General features: G+C 35.2%; 21 protein-coding genes. 14 read left to right on the top strand and 7 right to left on the bottom strand.

What is annotated here, in order from left to right:
* Positions 1–13: 13 nt before the first annotated feature.
* Positions 14–3,091 (bottom strand): SusC/RagA family TonB-linked outer membrane protein, encoded by a 3,078-nt coding sequence (locus DCS95_RS10250; RefSeq protein WP_164674164.1) that lies wholly within the window; start codon positions 3,089–3,091, stop codon positions 14–16.
* 311 nt (positions 3,092–3,402) lie between these two features.
* Between DCS95_RS10250 and DCS95_RS10245 the strand changes: the two genes are divergently transcribed.
* From DCS95_RS10245 to uxuA, 5 genes are all read left to right on the top strand, one after another.
* Complete coding sequence (locus DCS95_RS10245; protein WP_116770678.1) at positions 3,403–4,791, top strand: 3-keto-disaccharide hydrolase; 1,389 nt, start codon at positions 3,403–3,405, stop codon at positions 4,789–4,791.
* A gap of 5 nt (positions 4,792–4,796) precedes the next feature.
* Positions 4,797–6,152 carry a Gfo/Idh/MocA family protein gene (locus DCS95_RS10240; RefSeq protein ID WP_116770677.1) on the top strand — a complete coding sequence of 452 codons (1,356 nt, stop codon included), beginning with the start codon at positions 4,797–4,799 and terminating at the stop codon, positions 6,150–6,152.
* A gap of 159 nt (positions 6,153–6,311) precedes the next feature.
* Complete coding sequence (locus tag DCS95_RS10235; protein ID WP_116770676.1) at positions 6,312–8,147, top strand: alpha-L-rhamnosidase-related protein; 1,836 nt, start codon at positions 6,312–6,314, stop codon at positions 8,145–8,147.
* Positions 8,148–8,158: 11 nt separating this feature from the next.
* Positions 8,159–8,974 carry an SDR family oxidoreductase gene (locus DCS95_RS10230; protein WP_116770675.1) on the top strand — a complete coding sequence of 272 codons (816 nt, stop codon included), beginning with the start codon at positions 8,159–8,161 and terminating at the stop codon, positions 8,972–8,974.
* A gap of 21 nt (positions 8,975–8,995) precedes the next feature.
* Positions 8,996–10,174, top strand: a complete 1,179-nt coding sequence (gene uxuA, locus DCS95_RS10225) for a mannonate dehydratase (protein ID WP_116770674.1) — start codon at positions 8,996–8,998, stop codon at positions 10,172–10,174.
* An 8-nt stretch (positions 10,175–10,182) separates the two neighbouring features.
* Here the strand turns inward: uxuA and DCS95_RS10220 are convergent, their stop codons facing one another.
* Together DCS95_RS10220 and DCS95_RS10215 are read right to left on the bottom strand one after the other, a co-directional pair.
* Entirely contained in the window at positions 10,183–12,420 is a 2,238-nt protein-coding gene (locus DCS95_RS10220; protein WP_244178438.1) for a DUF7133 domain-containing protein, read from the bottom strand.
* A 168-nt stretch (positions 12,421–12,588) separates the two neighbouring features.
* Entirely contained in the window at positions 12,589–13,407 is an 819-nt protein-coding gene (locus tag DCS95_RS10215) for an SDR family oxidoreductase (protein ID WP_116770673.1), read from the bottom strand.
* Between the two features lie 395 nt (positions 13,408–13,802).
* Here DCS95_RS10215 and DCS95_RS10210 point away from each other — a divergent pair, with 395 nt between their 5' ends.
* Positions 13,803–14,633: a DMT family transporter gene (locus DCS95_RS10210; RefSeq protein ID WP_279629395.1), complete on the top strand. Its 831-nt coding sequence runs from the start codon at positions 13,803–13,805 to the stop codon at positions 14,631–14,633.
* 63 nt (positions 14,634–14,696) lie between these two features.
* Here the strand turns inward: DCS95_RS10210 and DCS95_RS10205 are convergent, their stop codons facing one another.
* Complete coding sequence (locus DCS95_RS10205; protein WP_116770671.1) at positions 14,697–14,885, bottom strand: hypothetical protein; 189 nt, start codon at positions 14,883–14,885, stop codon at positions 14,697–14,699.
* Positions 14,886–15,160: 275 nt separating this feature from the next.
* On the opposite strand from DCS95_RS10205, the gene DCS95_RS10200 reads away from it, so the two are divergent.
* The 8 genes from DCS95_RS10200 to DCS95_RS10165 all read left to right on the top strand — a co-directional run bounded on the left by DCS95_RS10200 (position 15,161) and on the right by DCS95_RS10165 (position 22,840).
* Positions 15,161–15,697, top strand: a complete 537-nt coding sequence (locus tag DCS95_RS10200) for a lipid-binding SYLF domain-containing protein (protein ID WP_116770670.1) — start codon at positions 15,161–15,163, stop codon at positions 15,695–15,697.
* A 474-nt stretch (positions 15,698–16,171) separates the two neighbouring features.
* Positions 16,172–17,671, top strand: a complete 1,500-nt coding sequence (locus DCS95_RS10195) for a hypothetical protein (RefSeq protein WP_116770669.1) — start codon at positions 16,172–16,174, stop codon at positions 17,669–17,671.
* A 98-nt stretch (positions 17,672–17,769) separates the two neighbouring features.
* Positions 17,770–18,300: a hypothetical protein gene (locus DCS95_RS10190; protein ID WP_116770668.1), complete on the top strand. Its 531-nt coding sequence runs from the start codon at positions 17,770–17,772 to the stop codon at positions 18,298–18,300.
* Positions 18,301–18,319: 19 nt separating this feature from the next.
* Positions 18,320–18,721 (top strand): curli-like amyloid fiber formation chaperone CsgH, encoded by a 402-nt coding sequence (csgH, locus tag DCS95_RS10185; RefSeq protein WP_164674163.1) that lies wholly within the window; start codon positions 18,320–18,322, stop codon positions 18,719–18,721.
* A 2-nt stretch (positions 18,722–18,723) separates the two neighbouring features.
* Positions 18,724–19,500, top strand: coding sequence for a CsgE family curli-type amyloid fiber assembly protein (locus DCS95_RS10180; protein ID WP_116770666.1), 777 nt, complete (start codon positions 18,724–18,726; stop codon positions 19,498–19,500).
* Positions 19,501–19,502: 2 nt separating this feature from the next.
* On the top strand, positions 19,503–19,901 hold the full coding sequence (locus DCS95_RS10175) for a curli production assembly/transport component CsgF (protein WP_116770665.1): 399 nt from the start codon (positions 19,503–19,505) through the stop codon (positions 19,899–19,901).
* Between the two features lie 10 nt (positions 19,902–19,911).
* Positions 19,912–21,291, top strand: coding sequence for a CsgG/HfaB family protein (locus tag DCS95_RS10170; RefSeq protein ID WP_116770664.1), 1,380 nt, complete (start codon positions 19,912–19,914; stop codon positions 21,289–21,291).
* A 19-nt stretch (positions 21,292–21,310) separates the two neighbouring features.
* Positions 21,311–22,840 carry a carboxypeptidase regulatory-like domain-containing protein gene (locus DCS95_RS10165; RefSeq protein WP_116770663.1) on the top strand — a complete coding sequence of 510 codons (1,530 nt, stop codon included), beginning with the start codon at positions 21,311–21,313 and terminating at the stop codon, positions 22,838–22,840.
* A gap of 79 nt (positions 22,841–22,919) precedes the next feature.
* Here DCS95_RS10165 and DCS95_RS10160 read toward each other — a convergent pair whose 3' ends face one another.
* The 3 genes from DCS95_RS10160 to DCS95_RS10150 form a co-directional block, all read right to left on the bottom strand.
* On the bottom strand, positions 22,920–23,738 hold the full coding sequence (locus DCS95_RS10160; protein WP_116770662.1) for a glucose 1-dehydrogenase: 819 nt from the start codon (positions 23,736–23,738) through the stop codon (positions 22,920–22,922).
* Between the two features lie 157 nt (positions 23,739–23,895).
* A complete protein-coding gene (locus DCS95_RS10155; protein WP_116770661.1) occupies positions 23,896–25,515 on the bottom strand; it encodes a sodium:solute symporter in 1,620 nt (539 codons plus the stop codon).
* Between the two features lie 27 nt (positions 25,516–25,542).
* A complete protein-coding gene (locus DCS95_RS10150; RefSeq protein WP_116770660.1) occupies positions 25,543–26,718 on the bottom strand; it encodes an aldose epimerase family protein in 1,176 nt (391 codons plus the stop codon).
* Positions 26,719–26,848: the final 130 nt, after the last annotated feature.

Here is a 26,848-nt window from a genome sequence, read left to right as displayed (position 1 = left end):
TATAGTTTAAAAATTAGTACGATAATTTTAATCCGAATAAAACTGTTTTAACCGAATACCCCATGTTATAGGAATTCTGTAAACCTGTTTCTGGATCCGGACCAGCAAAATCGGTAAAAGTGAATGGATTTTGAACATCAAGTGACAAACGTAGCGTAGACATTTTCCACTTGTCTAAAAGGTCTTGAGGAAAAGAATATGCAAGACCAATATTACCTATTCTCACAAAAGACATATCTTCATAGAACCATGGATAAGAAGATTCTCCATATTCTGGCGAAGGATATCTAGCATCGGGATTATTAGGAGTCCAATAATCTTGTTTCAAACTATTAAAGACCGCTGCATCACCATTGAACGATGCAAAATTCTGATGAAATTCTGAATGTCCGAATACACCTTGTCTTGTATTCACCTGAACGTTCATTTCAAGATTTTTATAATTAAAGGTATTTGTCATACCTGCGATCCAATCTGGAGATTGAGAACCAATAACCCTTTTATCTTCTTGATTAATAACTCCATCACCATTTTGATCAACATACTTATACTGCCCAGGTAAAAGTCCAAAAGACTCCGCTTCAGCGGCCTCATCAATTTGCCAAATACCATCTACCTCGTAATCAAATGTTGCATCAATGGGCGCACCCACTTGTAACACTCCGTTCAACCTTGAATCTGAGCCAACTAATATTTGTTCTATACCATCGTAAAGCTCAAGTATTTCGTTGTCATTGTTGGTGTAGTTGATGTTGGTTCGCCATGTAAAATTGTCTGTGCGTACATTTACGGTATTTAAGGTAAGTTCAACACCTCTATTTCTTACGGAACCAAAATTACCTATGGTACCAGAATCTCCAAAGCCTGTTACAAACGATAATTGACGGGCAAGAATACTACCCTCTGTTTCTTTGTTATAATATTCAAAACCAAAATTTACTCTACTATTCAGTATACCAAAGTCTAAACCAAGGTTATATTCTTTAGAAATCTCCCAAGTTAAATCGGCATTTGAAAGCCCCTCAACAGATTTACCCACATTAAAATCATCTCCGAACAAATAACTGTCCTGTGCTAAAAATGCTAAAGAGCTGTATGGATTTACTGTTTTATCATTACCAGACTCACCGTAACTTAAACGTAGTTTTAAATTACTTAACCAATCAACATTCTGTAAAAAAGGTTCTTCACTAGCTCTCCAAGCAAAGGCTGCTGACGGAAAGAACGCCCATTTATTACCTACCGCTAGTTTTGAAGAACCGTCATATCTACCAGTGAATGTGAAAAGGTATTTATCTTTAATACTATAATTTATACGACCTGCAAAAGAAGCTAAAGTCTCCTTTTCATAAAAACTACCGTAATCTCTTGGTACTTCCGCTCCACCTTCAGTATTAAAGAATAAGTAAGCATCGGTATCAAAATCGCGTACTTGTATATCGCTTCCTTCAGGGTTAGAATAGTACAGTGAATTGATTAAAGTCGTTTTAAGATTGTGCCCATCGGCAATATCGAAGTTAAAATCAAGAATATTATCCCAAGTATAAGAGGTTTTAAAGTCCGATTGATAATGAGACTGAATTCTAGTTGGGTCATTTCTAGATGATTTCGTTAACAAACCTCTATATTCCCCAAAACGTTGTGTACTAATATTAGGTGAAAACTGTGTTTTAAAGTTAATCCAATCGTTTGGTTTATAATTGAAAAACACATTGGCGATAACATCAAGGGTTTTGGTATTTATTCTCCAAGCACCCTCTGCATCATAGATAGGATTTACAAATCTTAAATCTTGATCATCTGGAAATAAAATTGGTTCGCCATTTTCATCAAACGGATTCACCGTAGGGGCTAAACGTAGCGTACTTCTAAACAACTCTCTACTACCTTGCTCCCTTTCTGATAAGGCTAAGTATGATTTGATACCAACAGTTACCTTATCTGACACTTTTTTAGATAATGAAGCACTTAGGTTATATCTTTCAAACTCTTCTATACCCATAACACCTTCATCATGTAGATAACCAATTGATCCATTATATACCAAACCATTATTACCACCAGACATACCAACGGTATGGCTCGTTTGCAAACCAGTTTTTCTAAATAGATCCATCCAATCAGTATATCTACCATTAGCCACATTTGATGCTTCTTCGTTAGATGATTGAATTTCGGTAGAACGGTCAACTACTATATTATTATAAGACGCAACGGTCCTGTCCGTACCCTGCCAAGCTCTTGCCCTTAGTACGTCATCAACAAATTCTACATATTCAGGACCTGAGTAGAGTTCTGGTATATTAGTTGCCGATCGTAAACCAAAAGAAGAATCATAAGTAAAAACAGTTTTGCCTTCAATACCGCTTTTAGTAGTAATGATTACTACACCGTTCGCACCTCTAGATCCGTAAATAGCAGTTGCCGATGCGTCTTTTAAAATATCCATCTGCTCTATATCGGAAGGGTTTAAAACACTGATGTCATCGAAGAATATTCCATCTACCACAAAAAGAGGTTTAGAAGGATCATCTTCGAGATTATCACTAACACCATCTCTCTCATTACCTTGGTTAGCGGTAATTACAGTATTACCACGAATCTTAATTGATAAGGGTGCACCTGGTTTTGAATTGAGGGTTCTTACATCTACCCCGGCGATACGACCTTGTATTGCCTGACCTACATCTGTCTTTCTCTGCTCTGTAAGTGTTTCGCTATCTACCGAAGCCACAGCACCGGTTAGGTCACTTTTCTTTACAGATCCATAACCAATTACCACAACTTCATCAAGTTGAGCAGTATCCTCTGTCATGGTAACAGATAGATTAGATTGACCAGAATAGGTTACTTCTATAGGTTTATAACCCAAGTAAGATACACTTAACACATTTCCGTCTTCTACGGTAATACTAAAATTTCCATCAAAATCAGATACCGTTCCGTTTGATGTTCCTTTTACTACAATAGATGCTCCCGGAATAGGCATACCCTGGTCATCTGTCACCGTACCACTAACGCTGTTCTGCGCTAATAGTACCGATGACATGCCCAATAAAAGGAATACCATTAAAAGTTTTAGTTTTTTCATTTTTGTTATCATTAAGTTAATTGACTACTAATGTATTGTTAAGAACAAGTTAATGGATGGACATATTCATCGAAAATATGGACAGCGGCAAAAAAATCATTTATTTTCACAGTACTAACTTCATAAAATACAGCTTAAATAATTACGAAATTCACATAGTTAGTAGAGTCGAAATTTCATATTTTCATTTTTCAAAGAAATGACCAAATTTTTGATTAGAACGCAAAATCCATGCTTTGTACTAAAATGTCCATCTCAAAAAATTATAAAACTTCTACTTTGTAAAGCCTTATTTAATCAATATAACAACAATGAAAAATTACCCATTAAAAAGTAAACTATTACTTGTAGCAGCTACCGTCTTACTATTTAGTTGCGCCGAAACACCTAAAGACGATGCCCCTTGGGTGGATCTCTTTGACGGAGAAACTTTAAACGGATGGCATAAATTGGGCGGTGATGCCAGCTATGCTGTAAAAGACGGTGCTATAGTGGGCACCACTACACACAATACGCCCAATACATTTTTAACTACTGATGAAATGTATACCGACTTTATTTTAGAATTAGATTATAAGGTAGATTCTACCATGAATTCCGGTATACAAATAAGAAGTAACAGCCTACCTACATATAGAGATGGTAGGGTACATGGCTACCAAGTTGAAATAGACCCCTCTGAAAGAGCATGGAGTGGTGGAATATATGACGAATCTAGACGTGGTTGGCTTAACCCAATGACCGATAATCCAGCAGCTCAAAAAGCTTTTAAGCAAAACGAATGGAACCACTATCGGATTGAAGCCATTGGAGACACCATCAAAACATGGGTAAATGATGTACCTGCCGCCTATTTAATAGATGACAAAACATCAAAAGGATTTATCTGCTTACAGGTTCACAGCATTCATGAAGACCAAAAAGCAGGCACCGATATCATTTGGAAGAACGTAAAAATCATTACTGATAGCGTTTCTAAATATTCAAGAACTTCTCCATTAAAACCAATTATCACTAAAAATCAATTGACCATTGATGAAAAGAAAAATGGATGGAAATTACTATGGGACGGTAAAACAACGAATGGTTGGCGAGGTGCCAAATTAGAAGAATTCCCAGAGAAAGGATGGAAAATTGAAGATGGTGTTTTAAGTGTACTTTCTTCTGGAGGAGCTGAATCTGCTGCCGGTGGAGATATAGTAACCACAGATTTATATGAAGATTTTGAACTGAAGGTCGATTTTAAATTAACACCAGGAGCCAACAGCGGTATTAAATATTATGTAGATACCGAAATCAATAAGGGTGAAGGATCTTCGATAGGTTTGGAATACCAAATACTGGATGACAATTTACACCCTGATGCCAAAAAAGGAAACCATGAAGGTAGTAGAACGGTAAGTTCTTTGTATGATTTGATCAAAGCCGATGTTAACAAACCTATTAAACCAATTGGAGAGTGGAATACAGCCTATATTATTTCTAAAGACAATCATGTTGAGCATTGGTTAAACGGTACTAAAGTTCTTGAGTATGAAAGAAAGAGCGATGCCTACAGAAAATTAGTATCTGAAAGCAAATATGCCAAGTGGCCGAATTTCGGAGAATTGGACAAGGGCCAGATTCTACTTCAAGATCATGGAGACCTAGTATCCTTCAAAAATGTAAAAATTCGTGAAATCAGTAATACAAAAGAATAAATACAATGAGTTCAAACAGAAGAAATTTTATTAAGAAAACGGCCCTTGGCGCAGTAGGCGCTACCATAGCAAGTACTACCGCTAACGCTATGTCTGCAAAGAGCTATTCTAAAATAATAGGTGCAAACGATAGAATTCATGTTGCTATTCAAGGTTTAGGAAGAAGATATGGCGCCTACATACCTGCCATAGCACACAAGAAAAACAATGTTGAGCTATCTTACCTATGTGATGTCATGAAAAGTCAGCGCGATAAAGCCGCCTCTGAAGTAGCGTCTAAAATTGGCAATAAACCAACTTTGGAAAATGACATTCGTAAAGTATTGGATGATAAAAATGTTGATGCCGTATTTATGTCAACTCCCGATCATTGGCATGCACCAGGTGCTTGTATGGCAATGCAAGCCGGCAAACATGTGTATTTAGAAAAACCATGTAGCCATAACCCACGTGAAGGGGAATTAGTGGTAGCTTATCAGAAAAAATTCGATAAAGTAGTTCAAATGGGTAATCAACAAAGGTCTGCCCTTGAATCTCAAGAAATTATAAAGGACATACATAACGGTGTAATAGGCGATGTGTACAAGGCAACCGCTTTCTACATTAGCGGTAGAGGTCGCGTGCCTCACCAAACCAAAGCAAACCCACCAGAAGGTTTAGATTGGGACCTATTTCAAGGTCCTGCTCCTAGAAGAGCGTATACAGATAATACGTGGGACTACAACTGGCATTGGTACGGTTGGGATTATGGGACTGCAGAAATGGGGAATAATGCTACCCATGAACTCGATATAGCCCGATGGGCATTGGGAGTTACCTACCCTGAATATGTTTCTGTTGATGCCGGTAAATTTCATTACAAAGATGACGGCTGGGAAATGTACGATACCATGGAGGCAACTTTTAAATTTGCAGGAAATAAAACGATAAAGTGGGATGGCAATAGTAGAACGGGCTATCATAAGTATGGTAATAAATATGGTAGAGGAACTATAGTTGCCGGTTCTAAAGGTACTGCCTACATTGATCGTGGAGGATATAAGTTATTTGATCAAAAAGGTAACTTCATAAAAGAAAACCTATCTTCTGGTAAAGAAGCAGGTACGGCACTTGGTGGCGGTGGCGATATGTCTACATTACACACTGTCAATTTCTTTGATGCCATTAGAGGAAAAGCCGAATTAACCTCACCCATAGATGAAGGTGCTATTAGCCAAATGCTAACACATTATGCAAATATTGCATCAAGAATTGATGATTCTTTTGAAGTTGATGAGACTACCGGCCGCATTTTTAATAGAGAAGCTATGAAATTATGGTCTAGGGAATATGAGCCAGGTTGGGAAATTAAAGATGTATAATTCGCCCTTCTAAACATAAATATGCTGGTACATAATTATTCTTTTTATCTGGAAAAATTATGTGCTAGTAATTCTACTTATTAGTTATTAGACTAGGTACTATGTTGAACTAGCATAGTATCTGGTTCTAATTATCATTACCAACTTACCGAAAACACTATGAAAAAGCATATTTACATATGTCTTGCATTACTGACTATATCAATATCTCAAGCTCAAAATAGCCTTAAGAATATTGACTTGAGAACAACTGATGTTAAACCTACCAAGGTCGATAAATTAGATAATGAAAGTTACTTAATAGATTTCGGAAAAGCATTCTTTGGCACAGTCCAATTAAGTAGTACTATAGGACAAGTAGATTCACTGGTTATACATTTGGGCGAAAAACTAAATGATGAAAATAGAATAGACAGAGATCCTGGAGGCACAATTAGATATCAAAAAGTGGTCTTAACAAATTTACCCGCTAACCAAAAAATTAAGGTAAAGCTAACGCCTGATAAACGAAATTCAACCGGAGCTGCAATTTTATTGCCTGATAGTATAGGTGTGGTAATGCCATTTAGATATTGTGAAATAGAAAACTTAAAAATTCCGTTTAAAGAATTATCAATACATCAAAGAGCATTGCACAATAAGTTTAATGACAATGCCAGTTCATTTTCATCATCGAACAAAATATTAGACTCCATTTGGCAGCTTTGCAAACACACGATTAAGGCTACAAGTTTTACAGGTTTATATGTTGATGGTGATCGTGAAAGAATTCCATATGAAGCAGATGCCTACATAAATCAATTAAGCCATTACAGTGTAGATAGTCTATACAATATGGCTAGAAGAACCAATGCATACTTTATTGAAAATCCTACTTGGCCAACGGAGTGGTTACTACATACCGTACCCATGTTTTACACGGATTATATGTATACGGGCGATTTGAAACCCTTACAAGATCATTATGAAAATCTGAAATTAAAAACATTGATGGATTTAGAACGTGAAGACGGACTCATTAGTTCTTCTTCACCCCACCTGAACAAAGAGTTAATTGAAAAACTAGGGTTTAAAAAACCTGACACTAAAATAAAAGATATTATTGACTGGCCACCTGCACAAAAGGATACAGGTTGGAAATTGGCAACGGCAGAAGGTGAAAGAGATGGATACGAAATTGTTCCGGTAAATACAGTCGTAAATTCATTCTACTATTACAATCTAAAACTTATGGCAGAAATTGCCGGTTTTCTTGATAAAAATGAGGATGCAATTCTATTTAAAAAGAAAGCCAATACCGTAAAAGAAACCATAAACACAAAACTCTTTAATAAAGAAAAAGGATATTATATTGACGGCGAGGGTTCCGCTCATTCTTCTCTCCATGCCAATATGATGCCCTTGGCTTTTGGTCTTGTACCAAAAGAACATATTACATCGGTTACTGATTTTATAAAAACCAGAGGTATGGCCTGTAGCGTGTACGGGGCCCAATATTTGCTTGAAGGTTTATATCTAAGTAACGAAGCACAATATGCATTAGACCTCATTACAGAAACCAAAGGCGATAGAACCTGGTGGAATATGATACAAGTTGGCGCCACCATGACTATGGAAGCGTGGGATGTAAAATACAAACCAAATGCTGACTGGAACCATGCTTGGGGTACGCCACCCTTAAACATTACTACACGTTACATGTGGGGCATAAAACCTAAAACACCAGGGTTTAAAGTAGCAGAAATACAACCTCAACTAGCCAACTTAATGTATTCCAATATTAAAGTACCTACTAAACACGGTGCTATTATCGCAAATTTTAAAAAAGACAAAAATAACCGTCATTATACCATAGAAATACCTGATAACATGTCCGCTGAATTTACAGTTCCCCCTAATAATCTAAAAGGCAGGCACAATGGAAAAAAAATAAAACCAATTCAAAAAATAATAATCCTTAAAAGTGGGGTTCATTCAATTGACTTAAAACAATAACCAGCAACAAAATGAACTTATTCAGTATAGAAGACAAAGTAATTCTTATCACCGGTGGTGGTGGAATACTTGGTGGAGAAATGGCAAATTACTTACTTGCCAACGGTGCTAACGTAGTTATCTTAGACTACAAAGAAGATATTGTAAACACAGCCATAGCAAAATTAAAAAAGATTGGCGACAAGGTAACAGGCTTTGTGTGCAATGCATTAGATAAAGAAAGCTTGGTTGAGATTTCAAACAAAATTATAGCAAAGCACGGTAAAATTGACATCTTAATTAATGCAGCCGGCGGTAACATGCCCGGGGCTACTATTGGTGAAGACCAAACCATTTTTGATGTTAACCTTGATCATTTTAAAAAAGTGGTAGACTTAAACCTTTTTGGCAGTATTCTACCAGCTTTGGTATTTGGCAAGGAAATGGTCAATAACAACAAAGGTGTCATTATCAATATCTCTTCTATGACGGCACAAAGTGCAATTACCAGAGTTGTAGGATACTCAGCATCTAAAGCTGCAATAGATAATTTTACAAAGTGGCTTTCCGTAGAATTAGCTACCAAATTTGGTGACGGTATTCGTGTAAACGCTATAGCCCCTGGTTTTTTTATAGGCAACCAAAATAGAAATTTATTAGTTGATCAAGAAACCGGTAAATTTACCGAACGTGGAGATACCATTATTAGAAACACACCAATGAAACGATTTGGAGAAACCAATGAGTTAAACGGTACCATTCACTATTTATGTGCCGATGCATCTAAATTTGTAACAGGAGTGGTAGTACCGATTGATGGAGGATTTAGTGCTTTTAGCGGAGTATAATAAAAAATTAGTAAGAATAAAATGGAACAAACATGGCGTTGGTACGGACCAAATGATCCGGTATCATTATCAGATATAAAACAAGCAGGTGCAACAGGTATTGTAAGCGCACTACACCATATTCCCAATGGCGTTGTATGGTCTGTTGAAGAAATAATGGAGCGTAAAAATATAATTGAAGCAACGGGCTTAGTATGGTCTGTTGTAGAGAGTGTTCCTATCCACGAGCAGATCAAGACCCAAAATGGTGATTATAAGACTTACTATGAAAATTACAAACAAACACTATCCAATTTAGGCGAATGCGGTATAGATACGGTTTGCTATAACTTTATGCCTGTACTGGATTGGACCAGAACGAATTTAGATTTTGAAATAGAAGACGGTTCTACAGCACTTAGATTTGAAGCCGATGCATTTGCAGCCTTTGAATTGTATTTACTAAAAAGACCAGGTGCAGAAAACACTTATACAGACGCTCAGAAATCTGCCGCTAAAATATATTTTGATCAACTTACCGAAGAAGGAAAAAAGAAATTAATAAGCAATATCATTGCAGGGTTACCTGGGGCTGAAGAAGGATATACATTAGAAGAATTCAATACCATTTTAGCTACCTATGATAAAATCGGACCGAATGAATTGAAGCATAATTTATTCGAGTTTTTATCGGAAATTATTCCGGTTGCAGAAAAATCAGGTATACGTATGTGTATTCATCCAGATGATCCACCTTTCCCTATTTTAGGCTTACCACGCGTTGTAAGTACGGAGCAAGATATTGTTGACCTTTATAAAGCAGTGGATAGCCCAAACAACGGATTAACTTTCTGTACAGGTTCATTTGGTGTTCGACCAGATAATGATTTACCTGGAATGGTAGAACGTCTTGGAAATCGAATTCATTTTATCCATTTACGTAGCACACAACGTGATGCTGATGGAAATTTTCATGAGGCCAACCATTTAGAGGGAGATGTTGACATGTATGGTGTAATGAAAGCTTTGATCAAAGAGCAGGATAAAAGAAAAGCCTCTGGCCGTAAAGATACCAGAATGCCTTTACGCCCTGATCACGGACACAAAATGTTAGATGACCTTAGAAAAAAAACCAACCCAGGGTATTCCGGTATTGGTAGACTAAGAGGTTTAGCCGAATTAAGGGGCTTGGAAATGGGGATCAGAAAAAGTTTGAAATAGCGCTATCTTTATTTCTCATCTAACGCTTGTAATTCAGGTTCGGTGAATTCCATTCCCGTTGCTGACTTTACATTCCTTAATTCACCAATTCGTTCTTCGCTTAATCTTTTGGATCGATCAGAAAAAGCATTGGTAACGTATGATATAATATTGGCAATATCTTGATCGCTTATTGTTTCATTTCTAATAAGTCCGGGCATTGCCAAATTTATATCATAGCGTTTTCCGTTTACATGAACAGGACCTTCTAAGCCGTGTAAAATAATTAGCGCCAAACGCTCTGTATTTTTTACGTGCTCCGACCCCATAAGTGGTGGTGCCAGCCCATCTATACCCTTTCCATCTGCTCCATGGCACGATGCGCAGATCTGAAAGAACATTTTAGACCCGCTAGTACGTGTATCTTCAAGAATTACTTCGCGCGTATAGATAGCGTTCATTCTGTCTTCTTTTTTATTGGCCAATGTTTTTTCCAGCTTTTCAATAAAAGGGGTGTTTTCAAAATTTTGCCTAATGCTACCATCATTCAACAAAATGGAATCAGTTTTGGCTATACTACTTAAAACGGCATCGGTAACCGTAGTATTTTGCTCCTTTCGTTTCAGAACTTTAATAAGCAATGGCTTAAATTTTTCTTTATCGAGTGCTATCCAGTGACCAAGAGCATTTGCCAAATACACATCTAAACCTACATCAATTCTGTTTAAAACTTCAGTAAAGAAGTTGTTTGCCTGGTCAATAGAATTCACACTTATAAAATCTTTTGACAATACTAGGGCATGTGAAGCAACCTGAGGTTCACTTTTATTACCAACATCGGCAAGAAAATCGAAGGACAATGCATTCCAACCTTCAAGCACATACAATGCATGAATTTGACTTAATGGCTTTTTTGTATTCAATGCAAGCTCTTTTACTTCATCAATTACAGCATTAAATTTTTTAAAGATTAAAAAATGCTGGGCACGGTCGCGAACCCAACCATTATCGTTCAATAACAACTTTACCAATTCACTACCGTTCAAACTATTAAAGTCTGGTGTAACATTCTCTTCAATATTTTCACGGGATACTTTTAAGATTCTTCCAAAATTCACAATAGTATCCAATTCTTTTGCTTTCGCATTATCCCTTAAATACGGACTCATATAAGCATGATGACCAATCATACCTCTATGCATATCAACAACATACATATTTCCATCAGGTCCATTTTTTAAGCTTACCGGTCTAAAGCCTTCATCTGTAGACGTAATAAATTCTTTCTTTTGCCAAGCTTGTTGAGCAATGGTAGAGTCTCCAGTAAAATTTAAAAGAACACGCTTAATTAAATTCCCTTCAGGAATACAGACAAAAACATTTTCCTCATATGACTCGGTAAACTTACCACCTCTATAAACCAACGGACTACAAGCAGCAGTAGCATTAACTAAAATACTATCTGCATTTAACACTCCCTTTGCGTACCCCCTATTTACAGATCCTGCAAAAGCAGGATACACTCTTTGATCATTGGTAAGAAGTTTATCAACACTGGCGTTAGGGGTAAAATACTTATTTTCTATTACGGTATTGGGCAACACATAATCTCCCAACAAAATTCTGGAATTGTCATTGTAATATAGTCTTCCAAAATTATCATGGGTAATACCCCATTGCCCTCTAAAGGTGGTAGGCTCTTTTTTCCATTCCCCGTCAATTCTTCTATACCTAAAATTGGACTTAGCATTGTAAATCCAGTTATCAATATTCAATTCCAATCCGTTAGGTTGATGCTCTGGATTTCCTTCAACCGCATATATAGAATCGACCATAACTTTGTTTACCGGTTTATCGTCTTCTATATCAACAAACCATAAATACGGAGGCTCCGCATATAGCAAACCACCATAAACGTGCGCTAAGGCACGAGGCATCACCAAGCTATCCATAAAAATTTTTGAATGATCCGCAATTCCGTCTTCATCCAAATCTTCAAGAATTATAATACTACCGGTTGGATCTTCTTCGCCAGAACCTTGTAAATCGTTCATATAACCGGGCATTTGAGCAACCCAAATTCTACCCTTTGCATCAAAATCTATAGCAACGGGAGCCTTTAATAGTGGTTCTGCCGCCAATACTTTTAAATTAAAACCTTTCTCTACAGTATAGGGTTCTAAAGAAACTTGAGTTTCTTTAAAGCTGGTTTGACAAGAAATTAAAAGACAGAAAGTGATTAGAAAACCAATATGAATAGTACGCATGAAAACTAATTATGTAAATAGGGAACTCTGAATTAGATAGAAAAAATTTACACAAAAAACCAGGTAAAATTCAACCACTAAAATCAGTTTTAAAGTTAGGTAATCGATTACAAAAAACAGTTAAAACAAGATGAAAATAACTGTTTTTTGCAATAAAAATAAATTCTATTATACACCGGAAAAAGATGTGAAACCACCATCAACATCAAAGATACTACCCGTAACAAAACTAGATGCATCACTAAGAAGATAGTGAACCATACCGTTCAATTCTGACGCATCTCCGAAACGACCCATAGGTGTATTTTTAATGATACTGTTTCCTCTTTCAGTAAAAGAACCATCTTCGTTGGTAAGCAAACGTCTATTCTGATTTCCTATAAAAAAACCAGGTGCCACTGCATTAACCCTAATTTTATCACCATGTTTAGAAGCTAACTCATTAGCCATCCATTTTGTGAAAATATCAACAGCACTTTTTGCCATTGAATATCCAAGAACTCTAGATATGGTTTGTTTTGCAGCCATTGAAGAAATATTTACAATAGACCCATAACCTTGTTCTACCATTAATTCACTTAAAATAACCGTTGGGATAACAGTGCCGAATAAATTAATATCCACTACTTTTCTAGTATCGCTCATAGCAATGTCTCTAACAGTCTGATCTGGTTTTACCGTTGCCCCAGGTATATTACCACCCGCAAGATTTACTAGTCCGTCTAGATGATTGAAGTCTTCTTTGATTTTATTCTTTAAATCAATAAGCTCATTTTCGTCCATGACATCGACTTTGAAAATGAACGTACTGTTTTCCACAAGTGCATTCAATTCATTCTGTTTATCCTTTAATTTATCTTCTGACCTACCTAGCAATAAAACTTTAGCACCATTCTCTACCAAATATTTGGCAATAGAACCACCTAAGGTTCCTGTTCCGCCAGAAAGGGCATAATTTTTATCTTTCAAGGATAATAATTCGTTCATTTATTTTGTATTTATTTAGTTGTAATTATAATTTAAAAAATAATAACTCGCTATTTGATTAGACGATTTATATTGTGATGCCAAGTTAAGAGAATTATGAAAAATTATCTCTAACCTTACCTCTATTATAACTTTTATCTTCGGTATTATTAACCATAAATATAATTGACACACTATTTTGGAGATACAATTAGAATTTGAGTCTCATAAATGTCAAAAAATGACTCTCTTTATTTTTAGTATGATGAATAAACTTCAATTACACCATTGAAAAACAACCTTTTATTAGTTAATATTATCAGAATGATAAAACTTAAGAATAACCCACAATTATCACAAATTTACTCGGGGATATCTATAGCGCCCCTTTAACTTTGCAAGGACAATTTTGGACTGTGAAGAAGGCAATTTTATTTATGATCATTAGTACGTTTTCGTTTAGTCTAATGAACTCGTTCGTTAAATATTTAAGCCACTTTCCTACATTCGAAATTGTATTCTTCAGAACTATTGGATCATTAGTCTTAGGTACATCCTATATTTTGATCAATAAAATTCCTATACTGGGTAATAATAGAAGGTTCATGATATTTAGAGCCCTTGCGGGATTAACGGCAATGAGCTTATTTTTTATGTCATTACAATACCTGCCAGTAGGCACGGCAGTTTCCTTACGATATTTAGCTCCTATCTACGCTGCAATTTTTGCTGTCTTGTTGTTGAAAGAAAAACTAAAACCCATACAGTGGCTGTTATTTTTATTTGCTTTTGCCGGTGTTTTGGTTCTTAAAGGATTTGACGATAATATCAATACTACAGGTTTACTATTGGTTTTAGCGGCATCTGTATTTAGTGGTTTGGTATATGTTCTAATTAGAAAAATTGGTAATAACGACCACCCCATGGTCATTGTTAATTATTTCATGTTTACGGGTACGGTAATAGGTGGTATTTTAAGCATAGGTAACTGGATAACCCCGGTTGGAATAGATTGGCTTTTGTTTTTAAGTCTTGGTATTTTTGGTTTCTTTGGTCAAGTGTTTATGACTAAAGCCTTTCAAATTGCACAGACTAATTTAGTGGCTCCATTAAAATATATTGAAGTGATATTCACGATAATGGTGGGCATATTTTGGTTTGGTGATATATATTCCCTTTGGAGCCTTATCGGAATACTAATGATAGTCGCGGCTTTAATTACCAATGTAATCGTTGGAAAAAAATAATTACAAAAAAAAGCCGCAGATTATTCACCTGCAGCCGTGGTAATGGTCAGAAATTGTAGTTATTTATTTGTTTGTAGTCTCTTCTGCTAAGCTATTACTCACATCCTGTAAGGAAGATACGAGTACACTATTTACTTCATCTTCTATTTCATTGGAATTCTTTATATAATAGACCGCCGATAAAAGTAACGCTAGCGCAATTAAAAGGTTTGCTATCATTTTAGAATCAAAAAAATTTTCTTGCTTATCCATAAACCCTACCTTATAATTATGATATGAATATAATACGAAAACAATTAATTAACAAATTTTTAAGAAATCAAATAATAACTTAAAATGCTTGGAATAAAGCATTTAGCATCTTCACTGATTTTGAATATTATATTTTTAACTTACAATTAACTGATTCACAAATATTTAACATGTTTTTGAATCAAAATTATATGTTATAACAACAACGAATATTTCTACTTAATTCTACATTTGAAGTAGAGAAATTATTACTAATACATAAAAATTTAGAACACATGAAAATTTTAAAATCAATAACATTCGCTACCTTATTATTTTTAGCCGTTGGTGTAAATGCCCAAAGTGATAAAGATAAAAAGGTGATGAAAGATGCCGATAAAGCAAAAGAAAAATTAATGACAATGGAAGTTGGATTGGACCAATTTTTCCAAAACTCTGCAGGATATGTAGTATTTCCAAATGTAGGTAAAGGAGGATTTATCATAGGTGGTGCATCGGGTAACGGTGTAGTTTATGAAGATGGCACCAAGGTAGGTATGGCCGATCTTAAAAAGTTAAGTGTAGGTCTACAAGCTGGTGGACAAGCTATTACAGAAATAATCTTTTTTGAAACTAACGAAGATTTAGAAGAGTTTAAAGAAGGAGATTTTGAATTTTCTGCTGAAGCCTCTGCAGTAGCTATTAAATCTGGAGTTGCAGTTAATGCAAAATATAGAGATGGTGTTGCCGTATTTGCTTTACCAAAAGCAGGATTGATGGCAGATGCATCTGTTGGTGGTCAAAAATTTGATTACACTCCTTTGATGCAGTAATTAATTCACATTAAAATAACTAATAGCCACCCAATTGGGTGGCTATTTTTTTGTTTAAATACCAATTAAAATAAATAATTTAATGTTTTATTAAAATCAACTTAACTTTTGCTTATTATTCAATTATCTCCTATAAAAAATATTGATTTAGCACAAAATCAACCGCAATGCTACTCAACTGTTAATATTGCATTTTAACGATTAATTTAAAAAAGCACAAAGCAAACTAATAAACTTGTTCTCAGAATTGATAAGCAACTGAAATATAAAAAGTAATTAGATTATTTTTTATTGCACGAGTTTATCCCCCGTAAAGCTTTCCCCCCGTACATTTTATAATTTTCTAATGATTTTTAGTTTCTGCTAATAAGGTCTACCCCCACTCCTTTTTTAGTTTTTGTTTAATTCTTATTTCTACCAGCTAGAAATACCCACAAAGAGTTATAACCAATAATTAATATTTAAATTAATCGTATGAAAAAAGTAATTTTAAGTGCCATGGCACTAGCAATGGGGTCATTTGTAATGGCGCAAACCAATGACAATAATGTCTCCCAAAAAGGGAACAATAATGATACCGATGTAAAGCAAACAGGGCAAGTCCACAGATCGGTAGTTCGAATTGGTGGTAATGGCAATGTCACAGATGTAACGCAAACTGGTGTTGATCAAAATACAGTAATAGAAATATCTGCAAACGAAGCAAATTCCAACATGGTAAATGTTAAGCAAGATGGTTCAATGAACAACGCCACAGTGGATGTTTCAGGAAAAAATAATAACGTGGATATTGATCAAAATGGTATCAGCAATAATCAAGGCATTAATACGGGCAACGTATATTTCAGCGATCCCCAGGCTGTTGATATTTGGGGTAATGGAAACGTTGCAAAGTTGGATCAGGTAGGTAATGATAACGAAGGGTTCATTTCTGTTGGTAAAAGAAGAACAGGTCCAAATCCGGGTGAGCTAGGAGAAGATGCTAACGGAAATACTAGTAAAATTCTACAATCCGGAAATATGAACTTATCTTCTATTATCGTTGAAGGTGGCGGCAATGGAAATAATGCAACATCAAGACAAAGAGGTAATGAAGATGAATCTGCTATTATTCAAAGCGGAAATAATAATGACGCATACGTAGATCAAATTAGTACTACTGGTGGTGATTATAGCCTAGTAGATCAATCCGGAAATGGGAATGATTCCAAAGTTTATCAAAACGGTTCTGATCAAAGTAGTGAAGTAAATCAATCAGGTAATAATAATATGGCAAGAGTAAATCAAAATTTGAGTGGCACTGGTAATGATAGTTATATTACTCAAGGAATGGGTTCTGGTAATGAAGCTACTGTCAGTCAATCGGATAAAGATAATGAAAGTGATATTGATCAATCTGGTAACGTGAATAAAGCAGTTGTTTATCAAGGACATACTAATGGCGGTGAAGGTAGATTTAACTATAGTGATGTTGATCAATCTGGAAATAACAACACTACTAATGTTACTCAAAACAAAACTAAATGGTCAGATAGTTTCGTTGATCAGTCTGGTAATGGAAACATAGCTACTATTAAACAAACTACTGATTATCCTACTATTTCAGGAACAAATTATAACCGTAGTGATGTTAATCAAACTGGTAATACCAACACTGCAATTGTTAATCAGCTAGGTGGGCGAAATCAAAGTGATATAATGCAAGACGGTAATAATGGAAGTGCAAACGTATCACAAACAGGTAGTGGTCACAGAAGTACTGTAACACAAGAATTAGGAAGTAATAGTAATACAGCTATCGTAATTCAAAAAGATGGATCTAGTGATTGGCAGCATGTTTTCAATGAAAGTATTATCACTCAAAAAGGTGGTAATAATAATTTTGCAAAGCAGACTCAAATAGGTCAAGGACATACTAATACTATAATGCAAAATGGCGCTAATAACATCGCCAATGTAACTCAATCTAACTAAAAGTCAAATAATTTGTACGAGTTACAAAATCAAAAAGGTTTCGGAGCATTTTAAAATGTTCCGTACCTTTTTTATATTTTTTACTTTGAAATTTAAAAATGAAACATTTACGAATTAATATCCTTTCAATTTTTGCAAGTCTTTCTTTATTTCATTTAGGGGCACAAGGAATTATTGAAGTGGAAACCGGATTACCTAATAGTTTTGGAACCAATCAACAACATCTTAACTACTTGTTGCTAGAATCCAATGAAACTATAGCCTCATCAAATATGAATGTTGTAAATAAAGGTATTTTTATTCATCAAATTGGAAATAACAATTATTCAGATATTTCCGCATCAGTACAGATTAGCGATATACATCTACATCAATTTGGTAACGACAATACAATAGATTTAGACTTAAAAGCTGCGGTCATAGATTATTCTGTTACTCAAAATGGCAATAACAATTCGCTAATAGAGTATAACAACTCCATTAATAACAAGCAGTTATTGGAACGTACCATTCAACAAAATGGCAATGGACAAAACTTAATAATAGAAGGAAATAATGGTATTGTAGACAAAATGAGGATAACCATGGACAATGGTTCCCAAAGTTTAATCATTAGAAGTATTAACTAAGTTAACCCTAAAGTTGATCATGCTTAAAAAAACCTACTTCTTCTTTATGTTAATGTGCACGGTGTTATCGAGTTTTGCGCAGACCAAAGAAGTTGCCTTACAACCTACAATCTCTATACAGCCCTTAGAAAACAACCTAATTACCATTAGTGGTATTTGTGTCAATAATACTGCAAAACAGCAACAACTTAGATATGTACTACAAGTTCAAAAAAGAAGTTTGAATGGTAATACCAATTATAACACACAGAGTGGAGAATTTACTCTAGAACCTGGTCATAAAAAAACACTTTCTACCACCTCCATAAATTTTGAACCCCAGGATTACACTGAAATAACGTTAACCATTTTTGACACTAAAAACAACCAATTAACACAACAAAAAAGGTTACTTACAGCACAAGATGTAATAAAAAATTAATCATGAATTTAAAAAAATCCCTCTTCCTATTCATGATAGCTTTATATGGTTCTCCCTATCCAATACTAGCACAATTTAATAGCGAAGTAGAAGCCCGTATCAACATACAAACGGAGAATGTATTAACAAATATTATCTTTTCTGCCTATAACAAAACAAGTATTAAGAAGAGTCTCAGTTATAAAGCTTTAATTACAAAAAATCAATCCATAAATTCGATAGAGGCGCAATTTGATGATGAACAATTCTTCATTTTGGAATCCGGTGAACTAAAAAACATAAGTAGTGCCACTTTGGATCTAAGCAATGGCGAACGTACCATCATTTTCATTTTAATTTATGAGAATGAAAATGTTATTGGCAAAGACCGTATTGTAATCAACGGTTTTGAGGGCGAGGATGCTATGAAACCCAAAGTAATTATACAAGAAGATGCCGTACCGCAAAAAAAATCAGATCATGCACAGGATATCGATTTATTAACAGGTTTGGTATTTGAAAATACAAAGACAAAACCAGGTAGAGATTTTTATCAAATGTTTTATCTGGCATACAATAACAATAATACTAAAGGGAATAAGATGGTAAAAGTCGATGAAGTATTAGCGATTGGTGGTAATACACAGATTCAAATTTTCGCCGGTGACGACTTAGTTGTTCAGTTTTTTTTAAATCCAAGAAGTTCATATATCAAAGAAATGGTAGACCAATCAATAGCGCGGGTCAATTACTATTTTCAGCAGAATAAAGCCATTAGGCAAAATACAATTCAATATTAATTATGAAAAAAACCTTTCTACTTTTTCTTTTATTAGGTATTTCTGGCTACTGCCATTCGCAGCAATTTGTATATACCCCTAAAAATCCAAATTTTGGAGGAGATACCTTTAATTATCAATGGTTACTGAGTTCAGCGAATGCACAAAATTCATTTACCGCAGATAACAGTTTTGATAACGATTCTTCTGAACTTGAAGATTTTCAAGAAAGTTTGAACAGACAATTACTTAGTGAGTTAACCCGATCAGTATTTGATTCTGAACTTGGTGACGGACTTGAGCCTGGTACCTTCAATGTAGGTAGTTTATTATTAGAAGTTTTTGAATCTGGCGAAGGTCTTGTCATAAACATTTTAGATACTTCAACAGGTGAACAAACTCAAATTATTGTACCCAACTAAGCAAACCTTCATGACATTACTTCGAAAAATCTATATAATAGCTTTGCTGACTTTACTTAACAGTTGCGGAGCATATTACAACCAACCAGTTGCCCCAAGCACATCAAGAATTGGTGAAACAACTACAGAATCTGCATCATTAAAAAACCTGCCTTTACCCAGTGAACCCATAGTGGTTGGTGTATATAATTTTAAAGATCAAACTGGGCAATATAAAAGTGTAGAAAATGCAAGCACTTTTAGCACTGCTGTTCCACAAGGTGCTACAACTATGCTTATTAAGGCATTGGAGGATTCTAAGTGGTTTACACCCATAGAAAGGGAAAACCTCTCAAATTTATTAAATGAGAGAAATATCATCCGCTCCACGAGGCAAGAATATACTGGTGATCAAAGTAATAAGCCCAACTTGCCACCATTACTTTATGCCGGAATATTATTAGAGGGTGGTATAATCTCTTACGACACCAATATTATTACTGGTGGTTATGGAGCACGTTATTTTGGTGTTGGTGGCTCCACTCAATATCGCCAAGATAGAATTACTATTTATTTGAGAGCTGTATCCACATCTAATGGTAAAATTTTAAAGACTGTTTATGTTTCTAAAACGATTTTATCGCAAGCTATTGATGCAAGTCTCTTTAAATATGTAAAGTTTCAAAGGTTATTAGAAGTGGAAACTGGTATTACAAAAAATGAACCTATTCAATTAGCCATACAAAATGCTATTGAAAACGCTGTGGAATCTTTAATAGTAGAGGGTGTAGAAGATAATCTTTGGAGCACTGCCGAAGGAACGGTTAAGAACGATTCTTTAGTTACTACATATAATTTAAGAAAAGCCGAAGAAGAGTCTACTCTTCTATATAACAGAACCCAGGCAAGTGAGGTTTTAAGATCAGGAATATCAGTAAAAGGTAACGCTCCCATATTTAATGGAGATTTCACCAATAAATCATTTGGTTATGGAGGCGGATTCAAATATAGCCTTTATCTATCCCCCAAATTTGACATTGGTCTTAATGGTGATTATTTCTATTTTAAAGGTGGTCAAGATTTTTATAAAGAATATATGACCGGAAATATAACCCTGGGCTACACTTTTCTTCCTCTAGACAGGCTAACACCATATGTATATGCCGGCGCTGGTGGTATTTTTGACATAAGAACTCCAGATCCTAATCTTACAGAAGATAGTTCTGGTATTAATTTACAATACGGTCTTGCCTTAAAATATAATCTTAATCCTAAACTTTCCTTTTTTCTAAGTGCAGAAAATAACCACACAACAAGTGATGCCATAGATGATGTAGTTAATGGTAAACGTGATGACTTCTATTATAACTTTAGCATAGGAATGGAATTTAGAATTGGAAATAAACTTTAATAATCTAATTGTACTACGAATGACTCATTTTAAAAACATATCCTACTCTGCAGCACTTTGTTTCTCTTTGTTGTTTTTGTCATGTGAAGAAGAAACCCTTGGTGACCAATCATTTGGATCACTTGAAGGTAAAGTGGTTACCAATGGTGATAACTTACCTCTTGAAAATGTAAAAATTACAACTAACCCTGCTTCTACTACAGTCTTCACCGATAGTGATGGAAATTTTACTATTCAAGATATTCTAACAGGAGACTATTCAATACAGGCAGATAAAGACAACTATGAAACTTCATTTGAAGCTGCAAGTATTTTTATTGATAAATCAACTACAGTAATTTTTGAGATGGATAGTACCTCTGCTTCAAATCTTCAACCATTAACACCAGTATTATATTTCCCTGCAGATAAACAAATAAAGGTTACAAGTCCCGTTGAATTTTTGTGGTCATCTGCCGCCAGTGACGAAGATGATATTGAATATACCCTTGAACTTAGAAATGGAAACACAGGTGAAACGCAGCTGTTCACTACGGTAGCAGATACGACCTTTACTGTAGAAAATTTGGCTATTGGCGCTACTTATTTTTGGCAAGTAACCGCAAGTGATAATATTACCGATCCCGTTCAAAGTAAAATAAGCAACTTTCAGTTAGAAGGAATTGAAACTAATCGTTTTCTGTTCGTTAGAAATATAAATGGAAATAATGTGATATTTTCAGGAGGAGAGCCTGTAGGTAACAATAGTCAAGAAATAAATCAGAACGAGGTACAGTTAACAACTGACAACTTGAATTCTTATAGACCTAAAACAAATAGATTAGCTGAAAAAATAGCATTTATACGAACAATTGGTGGTGAATCGCATCTGTTTACTATGAATTTAGATGGAACCAATCAAAAACAATTAACTCAAGAAATACCAATTGCCGGTTTTAGACAAGATGAAATTGAATATGCATGGCATAATAATGGCGGGTCTATTTACTATTCTAACTTTAATAAACTTTATACTATAAATATTGACGGTTCTGGAAATAGATTGGTATATGAAGCCTTAAACGAAGAATTTATAACCGAAGTAGCAACCAACCCTGCAAATGAACAAGTAGTTATTAAACTCAATAATGCCGAAGGTTATAATGCGCAGCTAAGAATAGTTAATCCTGATTCAAGCTTAGGTACCCAAACCATTATAACAGGGGTTACTGGTGCCTTAGGCGGAATCGATTTTTCATTGGACGGAAACAAGGTTTTATATACTAGAGATGTATCCAATACAGAAAATGCCCAATACCGCCAGTTAGATACCAGAATTTTTGAGTATGATCTAAGTACCAATACATCAACCGAAATTGATACACAAAAACCAACCGGATTCAATAATCTAGATGCAAAATATGCACCCAATGGAGGCTATGTCGTTTTCACATATACTTCCAACGATGGAATTTCAGAAAAAAGCATTATTCGCAAGCAGTTAGATGTTGTCGATATTATAGAAAATGAAACATTATTTACAAATGGCTATATGCCAAATTGGGAATAAAGCATCTTTAAAAAATTATATTACAAAATGCCATGCAGATTAAACCTTCATGGCATTTAGTATTATTATCTATTTCCAATTACCCATTGGCGGTAAACCCTGGGTAGCACGTCATTCCTCCATCTACAAAAATTGTAGTTCCGTTAATGTATTCAGATTCATCTGACGCTAACCAACTTGCCACACTACCTATATCATCTGGCACGCCTATTTGGTTGTAGGGTATTAATTTCAACATTCCGTCCCTACCCTCTTGCGTACTCCAAACATCTTTATTGATGTCTGTTTTAATAGCTCCGGGAGCTATGGAATTACAACGTACTTTATCGGGACCGTACTCTTGGCAAATGGTTTGCATCAACATTACCAAGCCACCTTTAGATGCAGCATAATTGGCGTGACCAGCCCAAGGTATAACTTCGTGCACCGAACTCATATGAATTAATTTCCCTAGCGACTTGGAAATCTCTGGACGCATTCCCCTTCTCTTAAATTCTATAATGGCCTCTTTGGCACATAGAAATTGACCGGTAAGATTGACATCAATAACCCGTTGCCAATCTGATAAAGGCATTTCGTGCAACGAATGATCCAATTGCAGACCTGCATTTGCTACGCAAACGTCTACCGTTCCAAATTCCGATACTGTTTTTTTGAACATATCTTTCACATCATTTTCTTTACTAACATCGCATTTTATGACAATTGCATCTCCACAACTTGAGTTTTTGTTGATCCAATGCGCAACTTCCTCAGCTTCCTCCTTACTACTATGATAATTCACGACAATATTGGCACCTTCCATTCCCATTGCCTTGGCCACTGCTTCACCGATACCATCACTAGAACCGGTTATAATACACGTTTGCCCTTCTAATCTTTTATTTGGTTTTTGCATGTCTAGTATTTTTTAGTTGTTTAAAAGTAACTTTCTAAACATGTATTACTTGCCTCAAAAACAAATATTTATAATGCATGAATAATTTTGCCGTGTTGGTATAAAAAAAAGTGCCACCTCAAGTTAGATGGCACTTTTTTAAATTTAATCTAGTTCTTTATTTTCCATTGAAAAAAACCATGATACCTATTACTATTAGTACAATACCTATAGATACACTAACATCTACCCAATTATAACTACTCTTATTTTTAATCTTTTCTTCTTCGGATATGGTACCGAAAGTAAGGTTGGCTATTTGATTTTTATCCGGAACCTCTGTCAATAAACTTACTACAACCATAAATATTAAACAGAATAAAAAGAACCAGGCGCCAAATGTCAAGAAATTCATATCTCCTAAATAATACAATACACCATCTGAATCAAAATTCTCTTTTAGCAACTCTAACGCAATTCTAAAAAAGGCAACTATTATGCCCATTATCAACGTGGCAAAAGCGCCCGTAGCATTTATTCGTTTGTAGAAGATACCCAACAAAAATACTGCGGTAATGGGTGGTGCGATATAAGATTGAACACTCTGTAAATACTCATATAATACGCCCGAAATGTTTGCCATAATCGGAATCCAGATAATTCCGATGATCACAACAAAAACAGTTGCAACCTGACCTGTTTTTACCAATTCTTTCTCAGGGGTATTTGGGCGTAGTTTTTTATATACGTCGACCGTAAACAAAGTGGAACAAGAATTAAATACCGAAGCTAATGAACTCATTAAAGCAGCCAATAATCCTGCAGCCACAAGACCCCTAAGTCCGGATGGCAATAAATTACTCATTAAGACGGGAAATGCTTCATCAGCACTCTCCCAATGTAATTCTCCCCTCATTTTTAATGTCAATGCAATAACACCAGGAATTAAAAACAAAAAAACCGGCAATAACTTTAGCAAAGCACCAAATATGGTACCTCGTCTGCCTTCTTTAATATTTTTGGCCGTTAATGTACGCTGAACAATATATTGGTCTGTACACCAATACCAAATACCCACTATAGTACTTGTTATGAACAACGATGGCCATGGAAAATCTGGATCTGTTGCCGGCCTCCACATATTAAAATATTCAGGCCCTAGGGTATCTACCATACTTCCCCATCCACCAACTTTATCCAGTCCTATAAATGTTAAAACCGCTGCTCCCACTACTAATAAAATAGCCTGTAAGGTTTCTGTATACACCACAGCTCGCATTCCTCCCAAAACCGTATATAGTCCCGTCAATACCACCGTAGCAATTGCGCCCGTCCAAAAATCGATTCCCAATAATGCAGATACCACTACACCACCAGCGTAAATGGTTACCGAGATTTTGGTTAGCACATAGGCCACAATCGAAAAAACGGACAATACCCATCTTGATCTAGCATCAAAACGTTTTTCTAAAAATTCTGGCATTGTAAATACTCCACTTCGGGCATAAAACGGAAGAAATACCCAACCTAGCATTAAAACTACCCATGCATGTATTTCATAGATAAGCAAGGGCAACTTATTACTGGCACCGGTACCGGCTAAACCAACTACGTGTTCAGAACCTATATTAGATGCAAATATTGAGGCGCCTACTACAAACCAACCGACATTTCTACCGGCTAAAAAGTAATCTTCGGTATTGTCTTCTTTTTTTCGAATTACCCATATGGCTACCCCTACCAGAAGTAAAAAATATAATGAGATACTGATCCAGTCGAGACTGTCTAATTGTTGCATGAGGTTGGTTGAGTTGGTTGATTTTAATTAATTAACAGAGAACTTAAAGGTTGTTTTAGTTTCATATTTTTCACCTGGCTCTAATACTGTTCTAGGAAATTGAGGTTGATTTGGCGAATCAGGATAATGTTGTGTTTCGAAACAAAATCCGCTTCTTTTGCCAAAAACCCCACCATTAGGTGTAGGTAAGGTACCATCTAAAAAATTACCGGTATAGAACTGCATACCCGGTTGATCAGTAAGCACTTCCATAATTCTACCAGAAGCCGGATGGTATGCTTTTGCGACCGAACGGTAGCCTTTACCCTGATTGTTTAAAACCCAGCAATGATCGTAACCACCACCTAAGGTAACTTGCTCATTCTTCGAATTTATATGTTTACCCACTAAGGTTGGTGCTCTAAAATCAAACGGAGTATCGTCAACCGAAGCTAAATTGCCGGTGGGTATCAAAGTGTTATCTACAGGTACAAATTTATCCGCATTAATTTCTACAACATGATCTAGTATTGTTTGCGAGAAATCGCCCGAAAGATTAAAGTATGAATGTTGTGTAAGGTTTACAATGGTAGTTTTATCTGTAGTTGCTTCGTATAGAACATCTAGACTATTGTCATAATTCAAAATATAGGTTACCGTTGTCTTCAAATTTCCAGGAAAACCTTCTTCCATATCTTTACTAGGGTAGCTAAGTTTTAAAAGCACCGAAGTTTCATTCTCCTCAATTTCTTCCACCTTCCAAACAACTTTATCAAAACCCACCAAACCACCGTGTAGGCTGTTTTCTCCATTATTTTTTGCTAGTTGATACTCGATATTATTTAAAGTGAATTTCCCTTTAGCAATACGATTTCCATATCTACCAACAAGAGCTCCAAAATATGGGTTTGGTTTTTCATACTGTTCCAAGTTTTTGAAACCTAAAACAACATTCTCTTTATTTCCATTTTTATCAGGAGTTTCAACAGCTGTTATTCTACCGCCATAGGTAATGATAGAAACTTGAATACCTTTCAAGTTATATAGTTTAAATACATCTATTTTTTCATCATTTTCCGTAACACCATAACTACTTCTTTCAATTCCCATTACACTTTTTTCATTTTGAACCTTATAGTTTACCGTATTCTCTTTACTTCCTAAATATATTATCAAAAAAGCAAAAATCATCCCTAAAAACAAAGATATATTCATCAATTTCATAACAATTTGTGATTAATAGAATTTAATACTTCATTTTAAAATTTATCTGAAATTTTAAAATGAGCACCCAATTTTCCGTAATAAAAAAATTTTTTTTTGCTATCTACAATTGTACAATTTTAAAAAATAG

The sequence above is a fragment of the Maribacter litoralis genome (assembly GCF_003075045.1).
GTDB classification, from domain to species: Bacteria; Bacteroidota; Bacteroidia; order Flavobacteriales; family Flavobacteriaceae; genus Maribacter; species Maribacter litoralis.
The sequence above is the reverse complement of the archived record's forward strand: the minus strand, read 5'-3'. Positions and strand labels throughout refer to the sequence as shown.

Bases quoted from the DNA above. Each gene is read 5' to 3' on its own strand.
- DCS95_RS10250 (WP_164674164.1), bottom strand. From the start codon at position 3,091: ATGAAAAAACTAAAACTTTTAATGGTATTCCTTTTATTGGGCATGTCA.
- DCS95_RS10245 (WP_116770678.1), top strand. From the start codon at position 3,403: ATGAAAAATTACCCATTAAAAAGTAAACTATTACTTGTAGCAGCTACC.
- DCS95_RS10240 (WP_116770677.1), top strand. From the start codon at position 4,797: ATGAGTTCAAACAGAAGAAATTTTATTAAGAAAACGGCCCTTGGCGCA.
- DCS95_RS10235 (WP_116770676.1), top strand. From the start codon at position 6,312: ATGAAAAAGCATATTTACATATGTCTTGCATTACTGACTATATCAATA.
- DCS95_RS10230 (WP_116770675.1), top strand. From the start codon at position 8,159: ATGAACTTATTCAGTATAGAAGACAAAGTAATTCTTATCACCGGTGGT.
- uxuA (WP_116770674.1), top strand. From the start codon at position 8,996: ATGGAACAAACATGGCGTTGGTACGGACCAAATGATCCGGTATCATTA.
- DCS95_RS10220 (WP_244178438.1), bottom strand. From the start codon at position 12,420: ATGCGTACTATTCATATTGGTTTTCTAATCACTTTCTGTCTTTTAATT.
- DCS95_RS10215 (WP_116770673.1), bottom strand. From the start codon at position 13,407: ATGAACGAATTATTATCCTTGAAAGATAAAAATTATGCCCTTTCTGGC.
- DCS95_RS10205 (WP_116770671.1), bottom strand. From the start codon at position 14,885: ATGGATAAGCAAGAAAATTTTTTTGATTCTAAAATGATAGCAAACCTT.
- DCS95_RS10200 (WP_116770670.1), top strand. From the start codon at position 15,161: ATGAAAATTTTAAAATCAATAACATTCGCTACCTTATTATTTTTAGCC.
- DCS95_RS10195 (WP_116770669.1), top strand. From the start codon at position 16,172: ATGAAAAAAGTAATTTTAAGTGCCATGGCACTAGCAATGGGGTCATTT.
- DCS95_RS10190 (WP_116770668.1), top strand. From the start codon at position 17,770: ATGAAACATTTACGAATTAATATCCTTTCAATTTTTGCAAGTCTTTCT.
- csgH (WP_164674163.1), top strand. From the start codon at position 18,320: ATGCTTAAAAAAACCTACTTCTTCTTTATGTTAATGTGCACGGTGTTA.
- DCS95_RS10180 (WP_116770666.1), top strand. From the start codon at position 18,724: ATGAATTTAAAAAAATCCCTCTTCCTATTCATGATAGCTTTATATGGT.
- DCS95_RS10175 (WP_116770665.1), top strand. From the start codon at position 19,503: ATGAAAAAAACCTTTCTACTTTTTCTTTTATTAGGTATTTCTGGCTAC.
- DCS95_RS10170 (WP_116770664.1), top strand. From the start codon at position 19,912: ATGACATTACTTCGAAAAATCTATATAATAGCTTTGCTGACTTTACTT.
- DCS95_RS10165 (WP_116770663.1), top strand. From the start codon at position 21,311: ATGACTCATTTTAAAAACATATCCTACTCTGCAGCACTTTGTTTCTCT.
- DCS95_RS10160 (WP_116770662.1), bottom strand. From the start codon at position 23,738: ATGCAAAAACCAAATAAAAGATTAGAAGGGCAAACGTGTATTATAACC.
- DCS95_RS10155 (WP_116770661.1), bottom strand. From the start codon at position 25,515: ATGCAACAATTAGACAGTCTCGACTGGATCAGTATCTCATTATATTTT.
- DCS95_RS10150 (WP_116770660.1), bottom strand. From the start codon at position 26,718: ATGAAATTGATGAATATATCTTTGTTTTTAGGGATGATTTTTGCTTTT.